This window comes from Arthrobacter sp. UYP4, assembly GCF_057291175.1.
The window spans coordinates 938533-959935 of the sequence record NZ_JBXAVU010000001.1; the positions used below are offsets into that span (position 1 = coordinate 938533).

General features: G+C 68.5%; 19 protein-coding genes. 4 read left to right on the plus strand and 15 right to left on the minus strand.

Going from position 1 to position 21403, the window contains the following annotated elements; all coding sequences use genetic code 11:
* Positions 1-149: 149 nt before the first annotated feature.
* Positions 150-1532: an HNH endonuclease gene (locus AC0Z9V_RS04435; protein ID WP_485140846.1), complete on the plus strand. Its 1383-nt coding sequence runs from the start codon at positions 150-152 to the stop codon at positions 1530-1532.
* A 67-nt stretch (positions 1533-1599) separates the two neighbouring features.
* Here AC0Z9V_RS04435 and AC0Z9V_RS04440 read toward each other — a convergent pair whose 3' ends face one another.
* The 7 genes from AC0Z9V_RS04440 to AC0Z9V_RS04470 form a co-directional block, all read right to left on the minus strand.
* Positions 1600-2265 (minus strand): PKD domain-containing protein, encoded by a 666-nt coding sequence (locus tag AC0Z9V_RS04440; protein WP_485140847.1) that lies wholly within the window; start codon positions 2263-2265, stop codon positions 1600-1602.
* Positions 2266-2573: 308 nt separating this feature from the next.
* Positions 2574-3245, minus strand: a complete 672-nt coding sequence (locus AC0Z9V_RS04445; RefSeq protein WP_485140848.1) for a DUF6318 family protein — start codon at positions 3243-3245, stop codon at positions 2574-2576.
* A 179-nt stretch (positions 3246-3424) separates the two neighbouring features.
* Positions 3425-4990: a transporter gene (locus AC0Z9V_RS04450; RefSeq protein ID WP_485140849.1), complete on the minus strand. Its 1566-nt coding sequence runs from the start codon at positions 4988-4990 to the stop codon at positions 3425-3427.
* Positions 4972-5781 (minus strand): ABC transporter ATP-binding protein, encoded by an 810-nt coding sequence (locus AC0Z9V_RS04455; protein ID WP_485140850.1) that lies wholly within the window; start codon positions 5779-5781, stop codon positions 4972-4974. The genes AC0Z9V_RS04450 and AC0Z9V_RS04455 overlap by 19 nt, the downstream gene beginning before the upstream one ends.
* Positions 5782-5845: 64 nt before the next feature.
* Positions 5846-6958: an NADH:flavin oxidoreductase/NADH oxidase gene (locus AC0Z9V_RS04460; protein WP_485140851.1), complete on the minus strand. Its 1113-nt coding sequence runs from the start codon at positions 6956-6958 to the stop codon at positions 5846-5848.
* 62 nt (positions 6959-7020) lie between these two features.
* Positions 7021-7977 carry a co-chaperone YbbN gene (locus AC0Z9V_RS04465; RefSeq protein WP_485140852.1) on the minus strand — a complete coding sequence of 319 codons (957 nt, stop codon included), beginning with the start codon at positions 7975-7977 and terminating at the stop codon, positions 7021-7023.
* A 59-nt stretch (positions 7978-8036) separates the two neighbouring features.
* Positions 8037-9782, minus strand: a complete 1746-nt coding sequence (locus tag AC0Z9V_RS04470; RefSeq protein WP_485140853.1) for a DUF8094 domain-containing protein — start codon at positions 9780-9782, stop codon at positions 8037-8039.
* A gap of 296 nt (positions 9783-10078) precedes the next feature.
* Between AC0Z9V_RS04470 and AC0Z9V_RS04475 the strand changes: the two genes are divergently transcribed.
* The gene (locus AC0Z9V_RS04475; protein ID WP_432206141.1) at positions 10079-11392 is read left to right on the plus strand and encodes an AI-2E family transporter; all 1314 of its coding nucleotides are present in this window, start codon (positions 10079-10081) and stop codon (positions 11390-11392) included.
* 12 nt (positions 11393-11404) lie between these two features.
* Here the strand turns inward: AC0Z9V_RS04475 and AC0Z9V_RS04480 are convergent, their stop codons facing one another.
* The 3 genes from AC0Z9V_RS04480 to AC0Z9V_RS04490 form a co-directional block, all read right to left on the minus strand.
* Positions 11405-12208 (minus strand): alpha/beta hydrolase, encoded by an 804-nt coding sequence (locus AC0Z9V_RS04480; RefSeq protein WP_485140854.1) that lies wholly within the window; start codon positions 12206-12208, stop codon positions 11405-11407.
* Positions 12209-12433: 225 nt separating this feature from the next.
* A complete protein-coding gene (locus tag AC0Z9V_RS04485; protein ID WP_133080833.1) occupies positions 12434-12757 on the minus strand; it encodes a hypothetical protein in 324 nt (107 codons plus the stop codon).
* Positions 12758-12875: 118 nt separating this feature from the next.
* Positions 12876-14108, minus strand: coding sequence for a hypothetical protein (locus AC0Z9V_RS04490; RefSeq protein ID WP_485140855.1), 1233 nt, complete (start codon positions 14106-14108; stop codon positions 12876-12878).
* A gap of 346 nt (positions 14109-14454) precedes the next feature.
* Between AC0Z9V_RS04490 and nucS the strand changes: the two genes are divergently transcribed.
* The gene (gene nucS / locus AC0Z9V_RS04495) at positions 14455-15150 is read left to right on the plus strand and encodes an endonuclease NucS (protein ID WP_133080835.1); all 696 of its coding nucleotides are present in this window, start codon (positions 14455-14457) and stop codon (positions 15148-15150) included.
* A gap of 38 nt (positions 15151-15188) precedes the next feature.
* Positions 15189-16397, plus strand: coding sequence for an N-acetylglucosamine-6-phosphate deacetylase (locus AC0Z9V_RS04500; protein WP_485140856.1), 1209 nt, complete (start codon positions 15189-15191; stop codon positions 16395-16397).
* Between the two features lie 34 nt (positions 16398-16431).
* On the opposite strand, the gene AC0Z9V_RS04505 is transcribed toward AC0Z9V_RS04500, so the two are convergent.
* The 5 genes from AC0Z9V_RS04505 to atpA form a co-directional block, all read right to left on the minus strand.
* Positions 16432-16863: a DUF2550 domain-containing protein gene (locus AC0Z9V_RS04505; protein WP_133080837.1), complete on the minus strand. Its 432-nt coding sequence runs from the start codon at positions 16861-16863 to the stop codon at positions 16432-16434.
* Positions 16864-16873: 10 nt separating this feature from the next.
* Positions 16874-17167, minus strand: coding sequence for a F0F1 ATP synthase subunit epsilon (locus tag AC0Z9V_RS04510; protein ID WP_133080838.1), 294 nt, complete (start codon positions 17165-17167; stop codon positions 16874-16876).
* 5 nt (positions 17168-17172) lie between these two features.
* Complete coding sequence (gene atpD, locus AC0Z9V_RS04515) at positions 17173-18636, minus strand: F0F1 ATP synthase subunit beta (RefSeq protein WP_133080839.1); 1464 nt, start codon at positions 18634-18636, stop codon at positions 17173-17175.
* An 85-nt stretch (positions 18637-18721) separates the two neighbouring features.
* On the minus strand, positions 18722-19615 hold the full coding sequence (locus AC0Z9V_RS04520; RefSeq protein ID WP_133080840.1) for a F0F1 ATP synthase subunit gamma: 894 nt from the start codon (positions 19613-19615) through the stop codon (positions 18722-18724).
* A 91-nt stretch (positions 19616-19706) separates the two neighbouring features.
* Positions 19707-21341, minus strand: a complete 1635-nt coding sequence (gene atpA, locus AC0Z9V_RS04525; protein ID WP_133080841.1) for a F0F1 ATP synthase subunit alpha — start codon at positions 21339-21341, stop codon at positions 19707-19709.
* Between the last annotated feature and the right edge of the window lie 62 nt (positions 21342-21403).

Consider the following 21403-nt stretch of genomic DNA (forward strand, 5'->3'; position numbering starts at 1 on the left):
GGCCGGGCGACAGGCAGGGGCGCGAGGGATGACGCGCCGTCGACGGCCGCGGAAACAATTCAGCTGTCATATCCGATTCTTCGTGCGGCAGCCCGTCGACCGGTTCATTCCCTCCCCGAATTGTCAGTGGTGGAGGCGACAATAGCGGTATGAGAAACTCGGCGGAGCAACTGAGGGACATGGGGCGGATCAACGACCGCATCACCTCACTGAGCGTCGAGAAAGCCCGGATCGACGCGGAGATGGTCGACGCCGCCAATGAATTGCGTGAACTCCTCGAAGACCGTTTCCTGCAGGATTTTCCCACCCCGAAGCTACCCCCGGAGAATGGGCGGGGGAATTCACGACGGCGGCGGACCAACCTCGCCGATACGGCAACCGCGACCGAGATCGCATGCCTGCTGCGCATCAGCGAACGGTCCGCCCACCGCCTCGTCCAGCACGCGGCACTCCTCGCCCAGCATCACCCGAGGACACTGACGGCATTGCGCACCGGCACGATCACCTGGGCACACGCCACCACGCTCCTCCACGAGTACGCCGGACTGCCCGCCGGCACTGCCGCCCGGATCGAGGACGCCCTGCTGCCCGTGGCATCCGCCACCACGGTGCCCCGGCTGTCCTACCGGGCCCGCCGCCTCCGCACGCAGGCCCATCCCACTACCCTCGAGACCCGCGCGCGCAACGCGGTCGATCACCGGCGCGTGGACCTCGAGCCCGCCGACGACGCCATGGCCTGGCTCCACATCCAGCTTCCCGCCACCGACGCGGCGGCCATCGACACACGCCTCACCACGACCGCCCGGGCTCTGCAATCACCCGGCGAACACCGCACCCTGCCCCAGCTCCGCACCGACGTACTCACCGACCTCCTCCTCGCCGACTGCACCTGTCCCACCACGGAGGCCGCGGAAGGAACGATTCCAGCAGGAGCAGGAGCAGGAGCAGGACCAGGGGCTGGCTCGGCCACAGGTGCCGGAACCGGCGCAGGTGCTCGCTCCGGCCTTGGTCATGACGGTGGTACCGGGTGCCGGCTCCACGCAGACGGTTACAGGGTCCGTGCCTCCATCAACGTCACCGTGCCGGTCCTGACACTCCTCGGGGTCGACGACGCACCTGCAGACCTCGAAGGATACGGTCCCGTCCCCGCGGACATCGCCCGGCGCCTCGCCGCCCATGCCCCCTCCTTCACCAGGTTGCTCACGCACCCCGAGACGGGTGCAGTCCTGAGTGTCGGTCGGACCACCTACGCCGTGCCCGCGGACCTCAAGAAGTGGTTGCGTGTTCGCGATCGAACCTGCCGGCACCCGGGCTGCAACGTCGCGGCGTCACGATGCGAACTCGACCACACCCAACCCTGGTCCCAGCAGGGCACCACGACGCAGACCAATCTCGCCCACCTCTGCCGCAAGCACCACATGCTCAAGAGCGAGGGCATCTGGCATTACCGACAGTCCGACGCCGGCACCCTCACCGCGACCTCGCCGACAGGCCGCACGTACACCAGCGAACCCGAACCACCACCCTTCTAGCGCGGATGTCGAGGAGAGGTGTGCCTGCTCATCGGTCGTGCATCTGAAGCGCGTTGCGCGTGCCGAATCAGCGGGTGGGCGCTTCGCAGCCGATACCTGCGGGGTTCTCGATGCAGTTCTCACTGACGCTGTGGCCCTTGGTACGCCAGATGCTCATCAGGTGTGGCGCGGACACCACCGCAGCCTCGCCCGCAACGGGCTGGAACGGGCCTCCGTCCACCGAGTAATCGCCGGCGAAGTAGGTGGTCAGTGTGAGATCGAAGTCGCCCGTCTGCGCGTACTGGTGGCTGGTCGGTGTCCTGGTATCGAACGCGTCGCCCTCCACCGGCCCACCGGGAGTCGTGGTCGTCGCTGTCGTTCCGTCCCCGTAGTCCCACTGATACGTCACGGGCCGGGCCTTGAGCACGATCGTCGCGTCCTGGAACTCGAAGGTGAACTCCTGCTCCTGGGCTTCGGCGTAGATGTTCGAGTGGGCGTTCCGTAGACCGAAATTCAGGGGTTGGGAGATGATCGTGGCGGCCAGGACCGGCCGCTTCTGGAACTCCTCGAGGGTGATCACGATCGGCGCTTCCTCGGCAGCAGGGGCTCCCGCGATCGGCGCTTCGGGCACCTCGCCCGGATACATGCACGACGAGCGACCAGTAGGGGTCTCGGTCGCGGGCTGCGCGTTGTTGTTCACCTCGATCCAATTGACGAGGACGCCGCCGTCGCGGGCATCGCACTGGGCGTTCATAGTAGGACAGGTTTCAGGGTTGAGCGCGTCGCCAACGCCTGCAGTACAAGCGCGTTGGTAGATGAACTCAATGCCGTCATCTTGAGAGAGAGCGACCGGCTCGGCCGCTTGCTCTGGCAGATCTGGCACTAAAGACTGAGGCAGCCCTGGACGAACTTCTTTAGAGTGATTTGTGCTCAAAAAGTTGTTGCCGGAAGTCTCGATGACCGGCAAAGGGTCGGACTCAGCCGCGACGAGTGGTACTTGTCCGCTCCAAAGTCCTGCTGCCAGCATAAAAAAAGAGGAAATAAGCACCCTAGCCCCCCGCATTACGACGTCCCCTCCGGTGCACCATAATCAAGAATAAGCCAACTGCCCTCATCGTATAAAGCGTTGACGACGTCAAATGCGGGTGGATCCTGTAGTGGAACAGACCTAATTACCGAGCCGTCCGTCTCAAAATACTCGATTTCTGATTGTTGATTACTTACGTAGGCGGTGATGGAACCACTAGTGGTTACTTCGAAGGCAGTATCAAAGGAGATAACTTCGACCTCCGCTCCGCGAACCCAGCGGCCTTGGCCATAAAGCTCTACCACCGAAGATCGAATACTCGCACAGGTGCGGCACCCCGGGTCGGTTTCCTTATCGAATAGGGTCCAGTCATTGGTCACATATGAATAGCTGAGCAACTCGAACCAGTACTTGGTGAAGGCCTCCAGACCGTCCTTCGAGTTCTCGTCCGCAAGAGCAGGCTTGACGGGGACCGGGACATTGGCAGCAGGACCGGCCGACGACGCTGGCGACGGCTCTGGGGTCACCGGAGCTGTGGCGGTTGGCGCACCCGTGGTGGGTGCTGCCGGCGATGACGCCTTGGCAGTCGTCTGTTCAGCTGAGGGATCGCCGTCGCCCTGGCATCCCGTCAGCAGCATCACCGCGATGACCACTCCCGCCAGCGCCGGCGTTCCCCGCTCCCGGCTCCTTGCACCCACAGAGAACACGGCACGCCCCCATCGAAGTCGGTCACCTACCCGGAATCGCCCTAGCATAGCCCCGAGCCATCGGGCAGCTACAGGTTATGCACAGACCAAATCCTTGGAAGTTCCGACTCCCGGAGCAACCCTCGCCAGCCGTACGGCCTCCGCTCAGGATGCTCCGAGCCGGCCGGGGAGATCAGCACTTACCGGTTGGCGGACACCGACAGCAGCAGTTCCGGAGCCCTGCGGTCGTACCATCGACCTCCGGAGCGGATGCCTACGACGAGCAGGATCACGCCGAGCACCGATCCGATGACCAGGGTCAGCCAGCCGAACAGCGCGTCTCCCGTGACGAAGTACACGATGGCCAGGACGATCTCGGGCAACGCGAGCAGCAGCATCACGAACCAGCCGATGAACTGCACGGCGAACATCGTGAAATTTGTCCCCGGCGGCGTCTTGAAGGCGCTCTCGCCGGGCAGCGGCACGTTGTAGGTGTACCGGGCCGACACGACGCTGGCCAGTCCCGTCCCCGTGAGCAGCAGTCCGATCGACAGGCCGAACAGGACCGGCAGGTCCTCGGCACGCCCCGTGATGAGCGGCGGCACCACCGTGAACACCAGAGTGATGGGCAGCGCGAAGACCAGCAGGGCCGCCGCCCGGCCCAGACGGTCATCGCGCCCGCTCACCCCCGTGGAGAGGTGCAGGCTGAAGGCCGTGTTGTCGTACGAGATGTCGGCGGAGATGGACCAGGCCAGCAGGAACGCGGTGATGGGTCCGAGGAAGGCGAACCCGCCGCCCGATGCCCCTCCGGAGAAGTAGAGCAGGACGGCGATGAACGGGATGACGATGAGCGAGGCGAAATACCGCGGGTCCCGCAGCCAGTAGGTCAGGGCCCGGGCAGCGATGGCACCTGCGGGCGTCGACGGGAACCGGCCGAGCCAGCCGAGGTTGCCACCCGCTCGTTTGGTGACCGCGTTGTAGGGAGGAGTGACGAGGGCGTGACCGAGGCTGCGGCTCCATAGCACCAGGAACAGCACCAGGGTCGCCGCACCGATCAGGAAGCGTACGACGGCCAGCCCGGGCTCCCCCGCGGCGACATCGGCCGGGGCCGCCCACAGGGCGCCCAGTGGAGTCCAGGCGAGGACGTCGGCGAGGGACGCGGCGAAGCCGGGCGAATTCTGGAATCCGGCCGTCACTCCCCCGATGATCGGTCCGAGGAAGATCAGCGGGATGAACGCCACGATGCCGTTCACGTCCTTGAAACGGCGCGACCCCGTCATGGAGGACACGGCCGTCGTCACGAGGCGCGACGCGACGACGCACAGCAGGACGGCCACAAGGCCACAGACCAGCGCGGTGAGGGCGGCGGCGGGGTAACGGATCCAGGTGGCCACCTGCGCCAGTGCGGCGATGAGCGTCACCACTCCGGGGATACCCAGCAGCCCGCCGAGGACGAGACCGGCCAGCAGTTGCCGCATCGGGATCGCGAACGTCACGAACCTCGCCGGATCGAGCGTCATGTCGATGCCGGTCGCTGCGATCGGGATGATGATCCAGCCGAGCACCGCCGCCGATCCGCCGATCACGAGGATCGTGCGGATGAGGGAGATGTCCGCGGTGCCCAGGAGCACGAGCCCGACCACGATGACGGACAGCAGGCCCAGACCGTACAGGCCACCCAGGATCACGCCGATCAGCTGCGCGGTGCTCCGCTTGAACGAATTGCGCAGCAGGAGGAGTTTCAGCTTCAGGAGGTCCGCAACCACGACAGCCCTTCCGACGTGTTGCGTCCCCCGACCAGTTCGACGAAGCGCTCCTCGAGCGTCGCCTCTCCGCGGACCTCGTCCACCGTCCCTGCGGCGAGGACGGTGCCCGCGGCGATGACGGCGACGTGGTCGCACATGCGCTGCACGAGGTCCATGACGTGGCTCGAGACGATGACCGAACCGCCGGACCGGACATAGCCCGCGAGGATGTCACGGATGTTCGCCGCCGAGACGGGATCGACGGACTCGAAGGGCTCATCGAGCACCAGCAGTTTCGGGGCGTGGATGAGCGCCGACGCCAGCGCGATCTTCTTCGTCATGCCCGCCGAGTAGTCCACCACGAGCGTTCCTGCGTCACCGGTGAGGTCGAGGGCGCGCAGCAGGTCCCCCGTCCGCTCCATGACGGTCTCGCGGTCCATGCCGCGCAGCAACCCGGCGTAGGTGACGAGCTGCTCGCCGGTCAACCGGTCGAAGAGCCGCACGCCGTCGGGCAGGATGCCCATCAACTTCTTGGCCTCGAGGGGCTGTGCCCACACATCCACACCGTGGACGAGGGCCTGCCCGAAGTCGGGACGCAGCAGGCCCGTCGCCATCGACAGGGTGGTGGTCTTGCCGGCACCGTTCGGTCCCACGAGCCCGTAGAACGAACCCGGTGGCACCTCGAGATCGACACCGTTGACCGCGATCTTCTCGCCGAAGCGCTTGGCCAGTCCGCGGATGCTCAACGCAGCCGTGCCGGCCTTCGCCTCGGGATTGTTCTCGTCGGACGGTGGTGGCACAAGGGAACTCATGCTTCCACGCTAGCAACGCGCCCTCGCGCCTCTCGTCATCCCAAAGGAGGAGAAGGCACGCCCGTCAGAACGATCCCGCGCGTTCGTACTGGGGAGCCGGCACCAGGTCCTGGCCGAGCTCGTGGGCCGCCCGCATCCACCAGTGCGGATCCCGCAGCGCCGCCCGCGCGATCAGGACGACGTCGGCACGCGCGTTCCGGATGATCTCGTCCGCCTGGGCCGGCTCGCTGATCATCCCGACCGCACCGGTGGGCACGCCGGAGGTGCGCACCTCCTCCGCGAGGGCGACCTGGTAACCCGGCCCGACCGGGATGGACGCCGACGGTACCGCGCCACCGGACGAGACGTCGACGAAGTCCACGCCCTCCTCGGCAGCCCGCTTCGCGAGCCGTGCGGAGGTGGCGCCGTCGAGCCCGCCCTCGGTCCAGTCGGACGCCGAGATGCGCAGCAGGAGTGGCATGGTCTCCGGAACGGTGCGGCGGACCTCGCGGATCACGTCGAGGGTCAGCCGGAAACGTGCCTCCTCCGAGCCACCCCAGCCGTCCGTCCGGGTGTTCACCAGGGGCGAGAGGAACTGGTGCAGCAGGTAGCCGTGGGCTGCGTGGATCTCGAGGGCGTCGAAGCCGGCGTCGACGGCGAGTGCGGCGGCCGCTCCGAAGTCGCGGACGACCTTCTCGATATCGTGCTCGGTCATGGCGCGCGGCGCCGCGTACCTGCCGAACGCCTCGTCGGTGGGAGCGAGCGTCTGCCAGCCGCCCTCCGATTCCGGCACCGAGCCGTTCCTGCCGCTGAACGGCCAGTAGGTCGACGCCTTGCGGCCCGCATGGGCGAGCTGCACGGCGGTCTTGGTCCCGACGGCGCTGTGCTCGTGGATGAAGTCGTTGATGCGGCGCCACGCCTCGGCCTGCTCGCGCGTGTAGATGCCGGCGTCGCGGGGGCTGATCATCCCCTCGGGGCTGACGGCCGCGGCTTCCGTGATGATCAGCGCTGCACCGCCCGTCGCGAACTGGCCGAGGTGCACGAGGTGCCAGTCGGTCGGCACGCCGGCCGCGACGGCGGGATCGCAGGAGTACTGGCACATGGCCGCGACCCAGCCGCGGTGCGCGAGGTCGAGGGATCGGAGCGAGATGGGGTCGAAGAGGCCGGAGGTACCGGCCGCTGCAGCTGGAGAGGTCATGCCATCCTCGGGATCGGGAACTGGGTCGGAACGTGTGGATCGGGACAGGGCCCGGACGACGCCTAGAACAGGGCGCGGGCCAACGCCGCGCGGGCCTTGGTCACGCGCGGGTCGGTGACGCCCACGACGTCGAACAGCTCGAGCAGGCGCTTGCGCGCCGCTTCCTTGTCCTCGCCTGCGGTGCGTCCGATGAAGGCGATGACGCGGTTGAACGCGTCCTCGACATGGCCACCCGTGATGTCCAGATCGGCGACGGCGAGCTGGGCGTCGACCGCGTCCGGCTCGTCGGCCCCGCGCTGCCGCACGTCCGCGGCGTCGAGGTCCTGGACGCGCTGCATCAGTTCCACCTGAGCGAGCCCGGCCTTGGCGTCGGCGTCGGCCGGCTGCTCGGCGAGCGCCCGGCGGTAGGCCGCCGCGGCAGCCGGATAGTCGCCCGCCTCGATGGCGTCGAAGGCCGCCTGGTGCAGCGGCGGCAGCGGCGGCTCCTCCGCGTCGGCAGGACCGGGCTGGGAACCGTCGTTGAGCGTTCCGGTCACGCCATTGGCCTCGGCGACCTTCATGAGCTCGTCGAGGTACGCACGGATCTGGGGGTCGGGCAGGACCCCCTCGAACAGGGGTACCGGCTGTCCCTTGACCACGGCGACGACGGTGGGAGCGCCCTGGGCCTGGAACGCCTGGGCGATCTGCGGCTGCGCCTGGAGGTCCACATTGGCCAGGAGGATCCGTCCGTCGAACTCCACGGCCGCGGCTTCGAGGACGGCCGTCACCTGGTTGGACTGCTCGCTCCAGGTGGCCCGGAGGTTCACCACCACGGGCACCTGGGACGAGAGCTGCACCAGCTGCGGGAACGTCTGCTCCGTCACCTCGACGATGTACGGGCTGGGCGCCGCGGACGCCTGCCGCGCCGCTGCAGGGCGTGCGGCGGCGTCGGCGCGTGCCTTGAGCGCGGACAGGTCCACCGCTCCCCGCAGGTTCATGCTCGACGGCGGCATCCCGCCGCGCTGTGCTGGTGTGGACAATGCTCTGCCTTTCTCTGACTGCTGGTGGTGGGACCCGGGTCGCTTCCTGCCGGTTCGGCTCAGCGGAGCGTGGCGGACAGCAACTGCTGGGCGGCGCCGATGACCCGGATCCTATCGTCGCTGCCTGCGGGTGGTACGTACATCATGACGGCCTCGCCGTAGTTGACGTCGATCCCCTTCTCGCTGGTGTCGGTGCCGGTCAGGGACTGGTACACCGTGCCTGTGAGGTCGATCGTGTCACCGGCGGCCTTGGGCACGCTGGAGTAGGTGTGGGTGAGGTACCCGAACACCATCGCCCCGCCGTCGCCCGTCAGCAGCGCCTGGGTGCGGTCCGCCTGGGACTGGTGCGTGAAGGTGATGTTCGCGGCCGTGTTGCCCGGGTCCGCCACGACGCCGGCCTGGAAACCCGTGATCGCCTCCGCGAAGGAGTTCTCCTCGAAAGTGCCGGCATTGGCACCCGCAGGGGTCGTGAGGAAGTCGGCGATCGAGGCGACGGCACCCTGCGGCGCGACCGCGAGTGGCCCGGACGCGTCGAGCGGGATCGGGCCGGCCGCGCCCGGCGCCGGCGGCGACGGGAAGGTGCTGCCCGGGAGCATCTGGACCGCGGAGGTCAGCCTGTAGTTGTCGCGGGGCGTGTCCTGCACGAGCAGCAGGGCCTGCGGCACCGCGTTGTCGTCGCCCTGCGTCAGCGCGACGATCGTCCGGGGCCATTCGGCGCCGGTCGGGATCATGTCCAGCAGGACCGGGTCGGCGGCGACGGGCGCGGGAGCGGCAGCGTTCTGGTCCTTGGCGCGGACGGCGTAGGAACCGGTGCGCAGGTCCAGCGCAGCACCGGCGACCCGGGGTGCGAGGAGTGTTGCGTCGGCGGCGGCATCGGCGTCGGACACGGCCGAGGCGACGGCATCGAGGATGCGTTCGAGCTGGCTCTCGACGACGACCGGCGGCCCGCTGGCCTCGCTGCCGGCCGACGGCGCGCCGGTGGCAGCCGCGGTCGGGGAGGCGGTGGACGTGGAGGACGGGGTGACCGAGGGCGACGGCATCGTCGTCGCCATCCCCGGCGCGATGCCAAAGAGCGATCCGGCACCGACCAGGCCCGTGACGATCAGGACGGGACCCGGCGCGGCCATGGTGGCCGTCGCGCCCCCCTTGCCGGCCTGTGCGTGCCTGCGGGCGTAGGCCCGGGTGCCCTCGGCCGCGTCGGTCCCGCGGTCGCCCCGACTCCGCGGTGCGATGAACAGGAGCGCGATGCCGAGGACGGTGACGAGCGCTCCGCCGATGACCAGCGGCAGGGCGAAGGGCGTGGACTCGTCATTGGGTCGCGTGACCGAGACCTGGCTCGGCGCAGGATTCTGGCCGTCGGCCGCGAGCAGGATGGACCAGTCGCCTTCCGCCGGTTCGCTCCAGCGGTAGGTCAGCGTGCCGTCGCCGGGCTCCTCGCTGACCCAGAGGTCGCTGCCACTGGGATCGGGCACGCTCGCCTCACCGTCGGAGTACTCCGAGGTCAGCGTCTCCTCGCTGATGTCCGTGACGCTCAGGTGGGCGGCCGCCCCCACCCACGCCTCGACGTCGGAGGCACGGCCGACGGCGAGGGTGAAGGGGCCGTCCGCCTCCACGGTGACCTCCACGGGTCCGCTCGTCCCACCGCGCGCGCCGGACTCGATCACCGTCACGGGCGCCGCCTGGGCATCCTGCGCGAGACTCGCGGTCACGGTCTCGGCGGGGGCCCACACGGTCCGCTGCCCGATGCCGAGGAGCATCAGCAGGAGCCCTGCCACGATGATCGGTACTGCTGTCTTTCCGCGCACTGATTGCCTATCGTCGTCCGTTACGGCGGACCGCGTGGCCCCTTCCGCTCTGATGGCCCGGCGCAGCATGCCGCGCCAGGCCACTCAGGAATAGTCACCCAATGGTAACGAACATCGCCCGGCCGGACCGGTCACGCGCACAGGCCCACCCGCACCAGGGTGGTCCGGGGGCGCACGGCACACGGCGCGGGACCGTGTTCGTCAAGAACGCCGTCCGGATCCCCCTCACTGTTAGGGTTTCGCTAGTCGGACCACCCGCGGTGACAGCACCGGACACGTGAAAGCAGAGCTCTTCGTTGACAGACCACCAGGACGTCCCGCTCGACCAGCCGCTCCCGCGGCCCGAGCCGACGGGGAGCGAGGACGCACCGCTCCCCGCGGGTCCTCCGATCGGTGGAACCCCGCCGTCGACCCTGCGGTCGCTCTTCGCCGTCGCACGCAGGGCGCTCCCGTCGGCCCAGCCCCGGCCGCGCTTCGAGTTCCCGCCGGAGCGCGAGCCCGATCCTGTCGCCGTGGACCCGGACGTGTCGCTGAGCGACGAACGGCTGAAGTTCGGTGGCGCCTATCCCCGGAGCATGCGCGCGCACCCCATCCACTTCGGTTTCATGATGAGCGTGGGCGTGGGGCTCGCGCTCCTGGCGTTCTTCATCATCACGAACGTCGGCCAGCTCCTCGTCTGGATCGGGGCGGCGCTGTTCATCGCGCTCGGACTCGACCCGATCGTGCGGTGGCTCGAGACCAAGCACGTACCGCGGCCGGCGGGCATCGCGGTGTCCCTCTCGATCCTCGTCGGTATCGTGGCAGGCTTCTTCGCCCTCCTGATCCCGACGATCGTCAGCCAGACCTCGCAGATCGTCGATCGGGCCCCGGGCTACGCGGACGACTTCCTCAAGTCGGAGTTCTTCACCACGGTGGACGCACAGTTCCAGTTGCGGGACCGCGTGAGCTCGGAGATCGACAGGTTCTTCGCCAACAGCGAGGCGGTCGGCGGCATCTTCGGCGGCGTCCTCGGGGTGGGCACCGTGATCCTCAACGGACTCTTCGGCACCCTGGTGATCCTGGTCCTCGCGCTGTACTTCCTCGCATCCCTGCCCTCCATCAAGAAGTGGGCGTACAGGCTCGCCCCCCGCTCGCGCAGGCCCCGCGTCGAGGTCCTCTCCGAGGAGATCACGCGCAGCGTCGGCATGTACGTCATCGGGCAGGCCTGCGTGGCACTGCTGAATGGCTCCTTCGCGTTCATCGTGATGTCGCTCGCCGACGTCCCGTTCTCCGTGCTGCTGGCGTTCGTCGTCGCACTCCTCGCCTTCATCCCGCTCGTGGGCGGCACGATCGCCGCCGTCCTGGTCAGCCTGATCGCGCTCACGGTCGGCTGGCACACGGCCCTGCTGTTCGCGATCCCCTACGTGGCCTACCTGCAGTTCGAGGCGTACTTCATCTCACCGCGGATCATGCAGCGCGCAGTCGCCGTACCGGGCGCGGTCGCGGTGATCGCGGTGATCGCGGGAGGCAGCCTCCTCGGCGTCCTCGGCGCGTTGATCGCCATCCCGACGGCGGCGGCCGTGATGCTGCTCCTGAAGGAAGTCTTCATCGCGCGCCAGGACAGCCAGTAACCGCTTCCGAGCTCAGCCTGCCGGTGACGGCGCGACGGCGGCCGGGCCCAGCCACTGCGAGGGCAGCGGCAGGGACAGCTCGGGGCGGACGACGCCGACGATCTCGTTGAGCGCCCGGGCCGCGTACTTCTCCCCCACCCACAGGTGCTTGGCCCCGTCGATGCCCGTCACGTCGGCCTGCGGGACCCGCGAGAAGCGTGCCGCGGCGTCGTCGGGCACCAGGTAGTCGTCGAATTCGGGGACCAGGACCTTCAGGGGCAGTCCGCTCGCGCCCCAGGCATCGAGATCGCCGTCGTCGGCGCGGTGCAGCGGCGGCGAGAGCAGGATGGCCCCCTCGATGAGTTCCGCCACCGGATCCGTGGCTCCGTACTTCAGGCACAGTTCCGTCCCGAAGGACCAGCCCACGAGCCAGATGTGATGGAGTCCCTGCGCCACCGCCCAGTCGACCGCGGCCTGCAGATCGAGGCGTTCCCCGTCGCCGCCGTCGAACGCCCCCTCGCTGCAGCCCCGCGGCGAGCACGTGCCGCGGGTGTTGAAGCGCAGCACCGCGATGTCGGCGAGGGCGGGCAGCCGGAAGGACGCCTTCCGGTACACGTGGGAGTCCATGAAACCGCCGTGCGTCGGCAGCGGGTGGAGCGTCACCAGGGTGGCTGCGGGGGTGCGTCCTTCGGGCGCCGCGAACTCCCCCACGAGGGTGAGGCCGTCCGCGGTGCGCAGTTCGATGTTCCGGCGGTCCGCGGGGAGTACCGTCGACGCCCGGATCTCCACCGCCTCGTCGCTGGTCGTGAAGGTGTAGGAGGGGGTATCGCTGGCCATCCCCCCAGTCTAGGTCGGCCGCGTTCCGCCCGGCTGCACGACCGGCTGCACGACCGGCAGGACGACGGGCAGTACGACGGGCAGGACGACGGGCTGCACGATCGGCAGCGCATCAGTAGCGTGTCGGCAGGACGACCGGCAGCGCATCAGTAGCGTGTCGGCAGGACGACCGGCAGCGCATCAGTAGCGTGTCGGCAGGACGACCGGCAGCGCGTCAGTAGCGCTTCAGTAGCGGAAGCTCCGCGTCTGCCAGCACCTCACATGCCAGTGCCGCCGGTCCGCGAGGGCCGTCTCGGGTCCGAACAGCGAATCCTCGCGCCACACGACGAGGTGGGCGATACCCGGCAGGATGGCCGAGTTGCAGCCCGGGCAGGTGTAGGTCTTGGCCGCGTTCCGTTCGGTGATGCGCCGGACCGACCACTCGCCGTCGGGAGCCGACTCACGGAGCGGCAGTCCCGCGCGGGCCCGCTCGAGGTCCACCTCCGGCGGTGCGGCCCACTTGGGTCGGGCGGAACCACGCGGGCGGTTCGGACGGTTGGAACGGGGCACCGTCCCAGTCTGCACGATCGACGGGGAATGCGCGGACCGGTGCTACCGGAGCCTGCGTCCGTCGGCGCCCTTCCCGGTCCTGGTGGGGACGGGAAGGGTCGCGCGTCGGGGGACCCTGTCAGCAGCGGTTGGCGCGCTGGGCCGCCGTCGAGGGATTGTTGAAGCAGGTGCTGCCGGTTCCGCGGGTGCTGACGGTCACGACGGGTGGTCCGGGCACGGTGGTCTCGGTGACGATCGGGTCCAGATCCTCTCGTGCGACCGTGATCACGGGGGCGGCCGGAGCAGAGACGCTCTCCACGTCCTCGGTGGTCTCGCCGTCGGCCGTCGTGATCTCGGGGGCGATAGGAGCGCAGGTCGTGGTCACGATGTCCTGGCCCGGCAGCGTCTCGACGGTGACCTGCGGCGGACCGGCGATCAGTCCGACCGTCGCCACGAGCGGCTCCGCGGCGGTGGTGGAGGTCTGCACCCGCGGATTGGGGGCTACCGGGAAGACGACCAGTTCCAGCGTGCCGGGTCCGCCGCCGACGTACCGGAAGGTGCTCGTGGTCGTCGTCGTCATGGTCCGCTGCTGGTAGGTCACGATCTGCGACTGCGTGGTCAGCTGGGTGCTGGTCCTGGTGAACGACGTCGGCTGCGTGGTGGTGACGCACGACTCCTGCTGCTGGGTCGAGGTGAAGACGTCCGTCACCGGCGTCGTCGTCGTCATGACGGTCTGCCTCGGCTGGGTCGTCGTGGTGACGCGCTGCTGAGGCGTGGTGGTGGTGGTGATGACGGTCGTCGGAGTGGTCGTGGTGGTCACGACGGTCCGCTCGCACCGCTCGACGCCCCGTGTTCCGTTCTCGTTGTTGACCCGCTCGCAGTTGCGCGTGCCGGGTGCGTCGGTGCTGGTGGGTGTTCCACGCTCGGTGCGGCTTGCGACCTCGGGTGTCCCGGCGACGACGACCGGAGTTGCCGTCGCCTCGCCGGCGTCGACCTCCTCCGAGGTCACCTCAGGTTCGCCGCGACGCTCACCCTCGACGACGACGGGGTCCCCGACGTCGCGCGTCTCCGTCCGCACGCCCGGTGCACCGGTCGGGACGACAGGCGTCTCGGTCGTCAACGGGGAGTTCACGGCCACCGGATCGCCCAGCGAACTCGTCGGACGGCCGAACGGCCCGGTGATCGAAGTGGTCACGACCACGACGCAGCGGTCCTGTCCCGGCAGTGCACCCTGGGTGAACTGGCCGCCGGCCTGGTCGCAGGTGTGCTGCCGGGTGTGGTCGGCATGGGCGGCCGGCGCGAGCGGTCCCACCGCACCGCCGACGAGGAGAGCGACGGCGGCGACGCTGGTCGCGAATCTGCGTGATCTCATGGTTGTGTTCCTGCCTCGCGACGTCGCGGGTAGTCGGCTCATGTGGGATCTTCGGGGAGGACCAGGCGAAGGAGAACGTTCGCATCGGACTCCTGCGTGGCGGCTCCCCTAAAGTCTGAGCGGGCAGGATGGTGCCGACAACGCCCGCGGATACTCGTCTTCCCCGGAGGGGCGCGTATTCTGCGGCCGGCGCTACTGGCCTCTCGCCCGCACGCCACTCACGAGGTCGTGGACGGTACCCGTCGGGTTCGGTGGGCGTGCCGTGCGCCCCTAGAATGGACAGGTCCTGCGCATCGATGGTCCATCGCCCGCAGGACGGTCCGTCCGGCAGATCTGAAGGATGCTTGTGCGTTTAGTGATAGCCCGTTGCTCCGTCGACTACGTCGGCCGCCTCCGGGCGCATCTCCCTCTTGCCACCCGGCTCCTGATGGTGAAGGCGGACGGGTCGGTCCTGGTGCACTCGGACGGCGGCTCCTACAAACCCCTCAACTGGATGAGCCCGCCCGCGACGCTCCGGGTGAGCGAGCCCGACGACGCGGATCGCGCCGAGGGCATCACCGCGGTCTGGACGGTGCAGCACGCCAAGAGCGACGATCGGCTCGTCATCAGCATCCGTGAGCAACTGCACGATTCCTCGCACGACCTCGGGGTGGATCCGGGACTCGTCAAGGACGGGGTCGAGGCAGACCTCCAGAGACTGCTCGCAGAGCAGATCGAACTGCTGGGAACCGGCTTCACCCTGATCCGCCGTGAGTACATGACCGCGATCGGTCCCGTCGACATCCTCGCCCGGGACGCGGCCGGGCGCACCGTCGCCATCGAACTGAAGCGCCGCGGGGACATCGACGGCGTCGAGCAGCTCACGCGCTATCTCGAACTGCTGAACCGCGATCCCCTCATGTCGCCGGTGCGGGGCGTCTTCGCCGCCCAGCAGATCAAGCCGCAGGCCCGCGTGCTCGCGCTGGACCGGGGCATCGACTGCCTCACCCTGGACTACGACGCCATGCGCGGCGTCGACGACAGCGCGTCGCGGCTCTTCTAGCCCGCCCGGCCCTGGAGCCGACGCCCTAGAATCGGACCATGGCCCTCGCGAGCGGAACGCCCACTGCCCTGTCCGGACGACTGGTGACCGAGTCGGGGATCGTCGAGGACGGCGTCCTGCGCTGGGAGGGCACGCGCATCACCGGCGCCGGGGTGGACGACCAGGACCAGGCGGTGGAGCAGCTGCCCGAGGGATTCCTGATCCTGCCCGGGCTCATCGACCTCCACTGCCACGGCGCGGGCGGCGGCGATTTCACCTCGGGGTCCGCCGCCGACATCGAGGCGGCCGCCGCCCACCTCCATAGCAGCGGCTCGACGACGGTGCTCGCCAGTACCTGCGCCGCGCCCCTCGAGGACCTCGAGTCGGCCTTCGGCAGGCTCGCCGCCGCGGCGGAGTCCGGGCTGGTCGCCGGCATCCACGCGGAAGGCCCGTTCCTCTCGCGCCGGCGCAACGGGGCGCACGACCCGGAGTTCCTCCTCCTGCCGACGCAGCAGGACGTCGCCCGGCTGGTGACCGCTGGCCGGGGGCACCTCGCCTCCATGACCTACGCCCCGGAACTGCCCGGCAGCGACGTGCTCGTCTACGAACTCGTGATGCACGGGGTCATCCCGTCGATCGGCCATACGGACAGCACGACGGAGGAAGCCACGGCAGGGCTGGACCTGATCAACGAGGAGCTGGCAGCCACGGGGTTCGCGGGATTCAGCGGACGCCCGACCGCCACGCACCTCTTCAATGCGATGCCGGCCATCCACCACCGCTCCCCCGGCCCGGTACCCCTGCTCCTGCAGCGGGCACGAGCCGGCGAGATCGCCGTCGAGCTGATCGCCGACAACGTGCACCTGCACCCGGAGACCGTGCGGATGGCCTTCACGATCGCGGGGTCGGAGAACATCTGCCTGGTCAGCGATTCGACGGCGGCGGCGGGGTGCGCGACCGGCACCTACCGCCTGGGGCGCAGCGAGATCTCGCTCGTCGGGGAGTCCGCCGTCCTGACCGCGACGGGAGCACTCGCCGGGGGCTCAGGGAGCCTGCTCGATGTGGTGCGCTGCGCGGTGGAGGCCGGCGTGGGCCTGGCGGACGCCGTCCGCTCCGCGGCCGCGGTCCCGGCGGTGGTCCTGGGACTCGCCGACGAGCTCGGCAGCCTGCGCACCGGGCTGCGTGCCGACGCCGTCGTGGTGTCGCCGGACCTGGAACTGAGGGGCGTGCTCCGCGCCGGCGCGTGGGTCCGGCCGCTGGACATTTGAGCCGCTCGGCCCGGCTGCCTCGGGAGGCGTCCGCTCAGCGCCAGGTGCCGATACCGATGACGGGACCGGCCTCGATCCAGGAGGAGAGCCCGGCGTAGACGTCGTACTTCATGGCGAGGTCGAAGGGTTCGCCCTCGTAGGCCAGCTGGACGATGATCGCCCCCGGCTGGATCCGGACGCGTTCCGCCTCGGTGGGCGCCCGCCACCCCTCGACCTCCAGCGAGCTGCGGAGGAAGCGGAATCTCGGGATGGGGCTCAGGGACAGGAGGCTCAACCACTCCAGGTTCTTGTCCGTATAACGACAAACCCCCACCCGCCAGCCCTTGGGAGGGAGGCGGATGGAGGCGTCGAACGTGCCGAGGGCACGGTTGAGCTGGTAGCGACGGAGGAGGAACGCGGCGATCACGAGCACGAGCAGGCCGAAGACGACCGCAAGGCAGATGAACGTCACACCGAGTGCCTCCATGCAGGGAAGCCTAGACGGATTCCGGAGTCACCGAACCGCCGACCCTGGCGTTGTCCGCCACGATCACGACGCGGTTCGAATCGACGGAGAAGAAACCACCGTCCACACCGACCACCAGGCGTTCGCCGTTGACCGGTTCCACCGACAGTTCCCCCGCTTCGAGGATCGCGAGGATCGGGGCGTGGCCGGGAAGGATCCCGATCTGCCCGTTGGCGGTGCGCGCGTTGACCGTACGCGCCGCGCCCGACCACACGAAGTGGTCGGCCGCGACGATTTCGACCTCGAGTTCGCCGTGTGATGCCATCGGCGTTACTTACCGGTCTGCTCTTGGATCTTGGCCCACTGGCGCTCGACGTCGTCGAGGCCACCGACGTTGAAGAACGCCTGCTCCGCGATGTGGTCGAGGTCGCCGTTGCAGATCGCCGAGAAGCCTTCGATGGTGTCCTTGATGGCGACCGTCGAACCCTCGACGCCGGTGAACTGCTTGGCGGTGTAGGTGTTCTGCGACAGGAACTGCTGGATGCGGCGCGCACGCGCGACGATGACCTTGTCCTCTTCGCTGAGCTCGTCGATGCCGAGGATCGCGATGATGTCCTGCAGTTCCTTGTTCTTCTGCAGGATCTGCTTCACGCGCACGGCCGTGTTGTAGTGGTCGTGGCCGATGTACTGCGGATCCAGGATGCGCGAGGTCGAGGCGAGCGGGTCCACGGCCGGGTACAGGCCACGGGACGCGATCTCGCGCGAGAGCTCGGTGGTCGCATCGAGGTGCGCGAAGGTGGTTGCCGGAGCCGGGTCGGTGTAGTCGTCAGCGGGCACGTAGATCGCCTGCATGGACGTGATCGAGTGGCCCTTGGTCGAGGTGATGCGCTCCTGCAGGAGACCCATCTCGTCGGCCAGGTTGGGCTGGTAGCCCACGGCGGACGGCATGCGGCCCAGGAGGGTCGACACCTCCGAGCCCGCCTGCGTGAACCGGAAGATGTTGTCGATGAAGAGCAGCACGTCCTGGTTCTGCACATCGCGGAAGTACTCGGCCATGGTCAGCGCCGAGAGGGCCACGCGGAGGCGCGTTCCCGGCGGCTCGTCCATCTGGCCGAACACGAGGGCGGTGTCCTTGAGGACGCCGGCCTCTTCCATTTCGACCCAGAGGTCGTTGCCCTCACGGGTGCGCTCGCCGACCCCGGCGAACACCGAGGTGCCACCGAAGTTGCGGGCGACACGCGTGATCATCTCCTGGATGAGGACGGTCTTGCCGACACCGGCACCACCGAACAGTCCGATCTTGCCGCCCTTGATGTAGGGGGTCAGGAGGTCGATGACCTTGATGCCGGTCTCCAGCATCTCCGTCGAACCCTCGAGGGACGCGAAGCTGGGGGCCTTGCGGTGGATGGGCCAGCGCTCGGTGATCTCGAGCGCCGACTCCTCGACGTCGAGGGGCTTGCCCAGGACGTTGAAGATGTGGCCCTTCACGCCGTCGCCGACGGGCACGGAGATCGCTGCTCCGGTGTCCTGCACGACGGTGCCGCGGACGAGGCCGTCGGTGGCCTGCAGCGAGATGGCACGCACGAGGTTGTCGCCGAGGTGCTGCGAGGTCTCGAAGGTGATCAGGCGGGTCTCACCGTTGAGAGTGATCTCGGTGGTGAGGGCGTTGTACATTGCGGGGATTGCGTCGGCCGGGAACTCGACGTCGACAACCGGGCCGATGACACGTGCAATACGGCCGGTGGCGCCGGGGGCAACTGAGTCCGTACCGTGTTCAACAGTCTGGGCAGTCATCTCTCTCACTTCATTTACGTAGATGGCGTGGAACTAAGTCTAGCGGTGCACCCGGCGCCCTCGCGGGCCCGGATGGGCAGGAGCGTCAGGACGCGTTGAGCGCGTCCGCGCCGGCCACGATCTCCGAGAGTTCCTGGGTGATCTCCGCCTGGCGTGCGGTGTTGCGGAGGCGGGTGTACTTCTTGATGAGCTCGGTCGCGTTGTCACCCGCGGACTTCATGGCCCGCTGGCGTGCGGCGAGCTCGCTCGCGGCGGCCTGCAGCATGGCAGCGAAGATGCGCGACTCGATGTACCTCGGAAGGAGTGCGTCGAGGACCTGCTCCGGCTCCGGCTCGTATTCGTAGAGCGGGAGGAGCTCGCCGTCCTGGGGCACCTGCTCGTCCACGACCTCGAGCGGTAGCAGGCGCATGACCGACGGCTCCTGCACGACCATGGAGCGGAACTTCGTGTAGACGACGTGGATCTCGTCCACGCCCCCGTCCTCGTAGTCCTTCAGGAAGGTGGACAGGAGAGCCTCACCGACCTCGCGGGCGGTGCTGAACTCGGGAGCATCGGTGCCGCCGGTCCAGACCCGCTCGTAGCCGCGTCCGCGGAAGTCGAAGTACGACTGCGCCTTGCGTCCGAGCAGGTAGGCCTGGATCTCCTTGCCCTCGGAGCGGAGCGTCTCGAAGAGCCCCTCCGCCTGCTTGAGGGCGCTGGCCGAGTACGAACCTGCGAGGCCGCGATCGGAGGTCAGCACCAGCACCGCGGCGCGACGCACCTGACCGTGCTCGGTGGTCAGCGGGTGGTCGATCTCCGACTGCGACGATACGGCCGACACGGCCCGCGTGATCGCGTTCGCGTACGGCAGGGCCGATGCGACACGTGCGCGTGCCTTGCCGATGCGAGAAGTCGCGATCAGCTCCATCGCCTTGAAGATCTTGCGCGTCGACGTGGTCGAGGCGATCTTCTGGCGGTAGACCCGGATCTGGGCTCCCATTCTTGTCCTTTCCTCCGCTCCCGGTGGGGGAAGCGATCAGGCCAGGGTCCTGCCCGCCGGGAGGGGGTTCACCCTCCCGGCGGCAGGTCCGCTAGCGCTTCTGTCGAACGATCTTTTCCTGCTCGACCGAATCGGCGTCGATCGCTTCGTGCTCCTCGTGGCCCGCGTGGACACCGTTCGCGCCGGCTCCGAAGAAGCCCTGCTTGAAGTTGGTGATCTGCGTCTTCAGCTCGTCGATGGTCGAGTCCTCGAGCTTGCCCGTCTGGGCGAGCGTGGTGAGGATCGGCGACGTGTGGCCGAGGTGCTCCAGGAACTCCGTCTCGAAGCGGTTGATGTCCTCGACGGGTACGTCGTCGAGGTAGCCGTTCGTTCCGGCCCAGATGGAGACGACCTGCTGCTCGACCGGCATCGGCGAGTACTGGCCCTGCTTGAGCAGCTCCATCAGCCGGGCTCCACGCGTCAGCTGCTGGCGCGAGGCCGCATCCAGGTCGGAGGCGAACATCGCGAAGGCCTGCATGTCGCGGTACTGGGCGAGGTCGAGCTTCAACGTGCCCGAGACCTTCTTCATCGACTTCACCTGCGCGGCACCGCCAACGCGGGATACGGACACACCGACGTCGACCGCGGGGCGCTGGTTGGCGTTGAAGAGGTCCGACTGCAGGAAGATCTGGCCGTCGGTGATGGAGATGACGTTGGTCGGGATGTAGGCGGACACGTCGTTCGCCTTGGTCTCGATCAGCGGCAGGCCCGTCATCGAACCGGCGCCGAGCTCGTCGGAGAGCTTGGCACAACGCTCGAGGAGGCGGGAGTGCAGGTAGAAGACGTCGCCCGGGTAGGCTTCGCGTCCCGGCGGACGGCGCAGGAGGAGCGACACCGCACGGTAGGCCTCAGCCTGCTTCGACAGGTCGTCGAACACGATGAGGACGTGCTTGCCGCCGTACATCCAGTGCTGGCCGATGGCCGAACCGGCGTAGGGCGCCAGGTACTTGAAGCCTGCGGGGTCCGATGCGGGGGACGCGACGATGGTCGTGTACTCCAGGGCACCCTTGTCCTCGAGGGTCTGGCGGACGGCGGCGATCGTCGATGCCTTCTGGCCGATCGCGACGTAGATGCAGCGGACCTGCTTGTTCACGTCACCGGAAGCCCAGTTGGCCTTCTGGTTGATGATGGTGTCCACGGCGATCGCGGTCTTGCCGGTCTGGCGGTCACCGATGAGCAGCTGCCGCTGGCCGCGCCCGATCGGGATCATCGCGTCGATGGCCTTGAGCCCGGTCTGCATGGGCTCGTGCACCGACTTGCGCTGCGTGACGCCGGGAGCCTGGGTCTCGAGCGCACGGCGGCCCTCGGCGACGATCTCGCCGAGGTCGTCGATGGGCTGGCCCAGGGGGTCGACGACGCGGCCGAGGAACGCGTCACCGACGGGAACGGAGAGGATCTCCCCCGTGCGGTGCACTTCCTGGCCTTCTTCGATTCCGTTGTAGTCACCGAGGACGACGACGCCGATTTCGCGGGTGTCGAGGTTCTGGGCGAGTCCGAGCGTGCCGTCCTCGAACCGCAGCAGCTCATTGGCCATGACGGAGGGGAGACCCTCGACACGGGCAATGCCGTCACTTGCGGTGGTCACGCGGCCGACTTCGACGCGCTCCGCGTTTCCGGGCTCGTAGGACGCCGCAAAGTCGTTCAACGCACTACGGACGTCTTCGGCGTTGATGGTCAATTCGGCCATCTCAGTCCCTGCTCTCCTGTGTTGTTGGTCCCCGTGGGATGCGTGGCGACCGGTGTGTGATT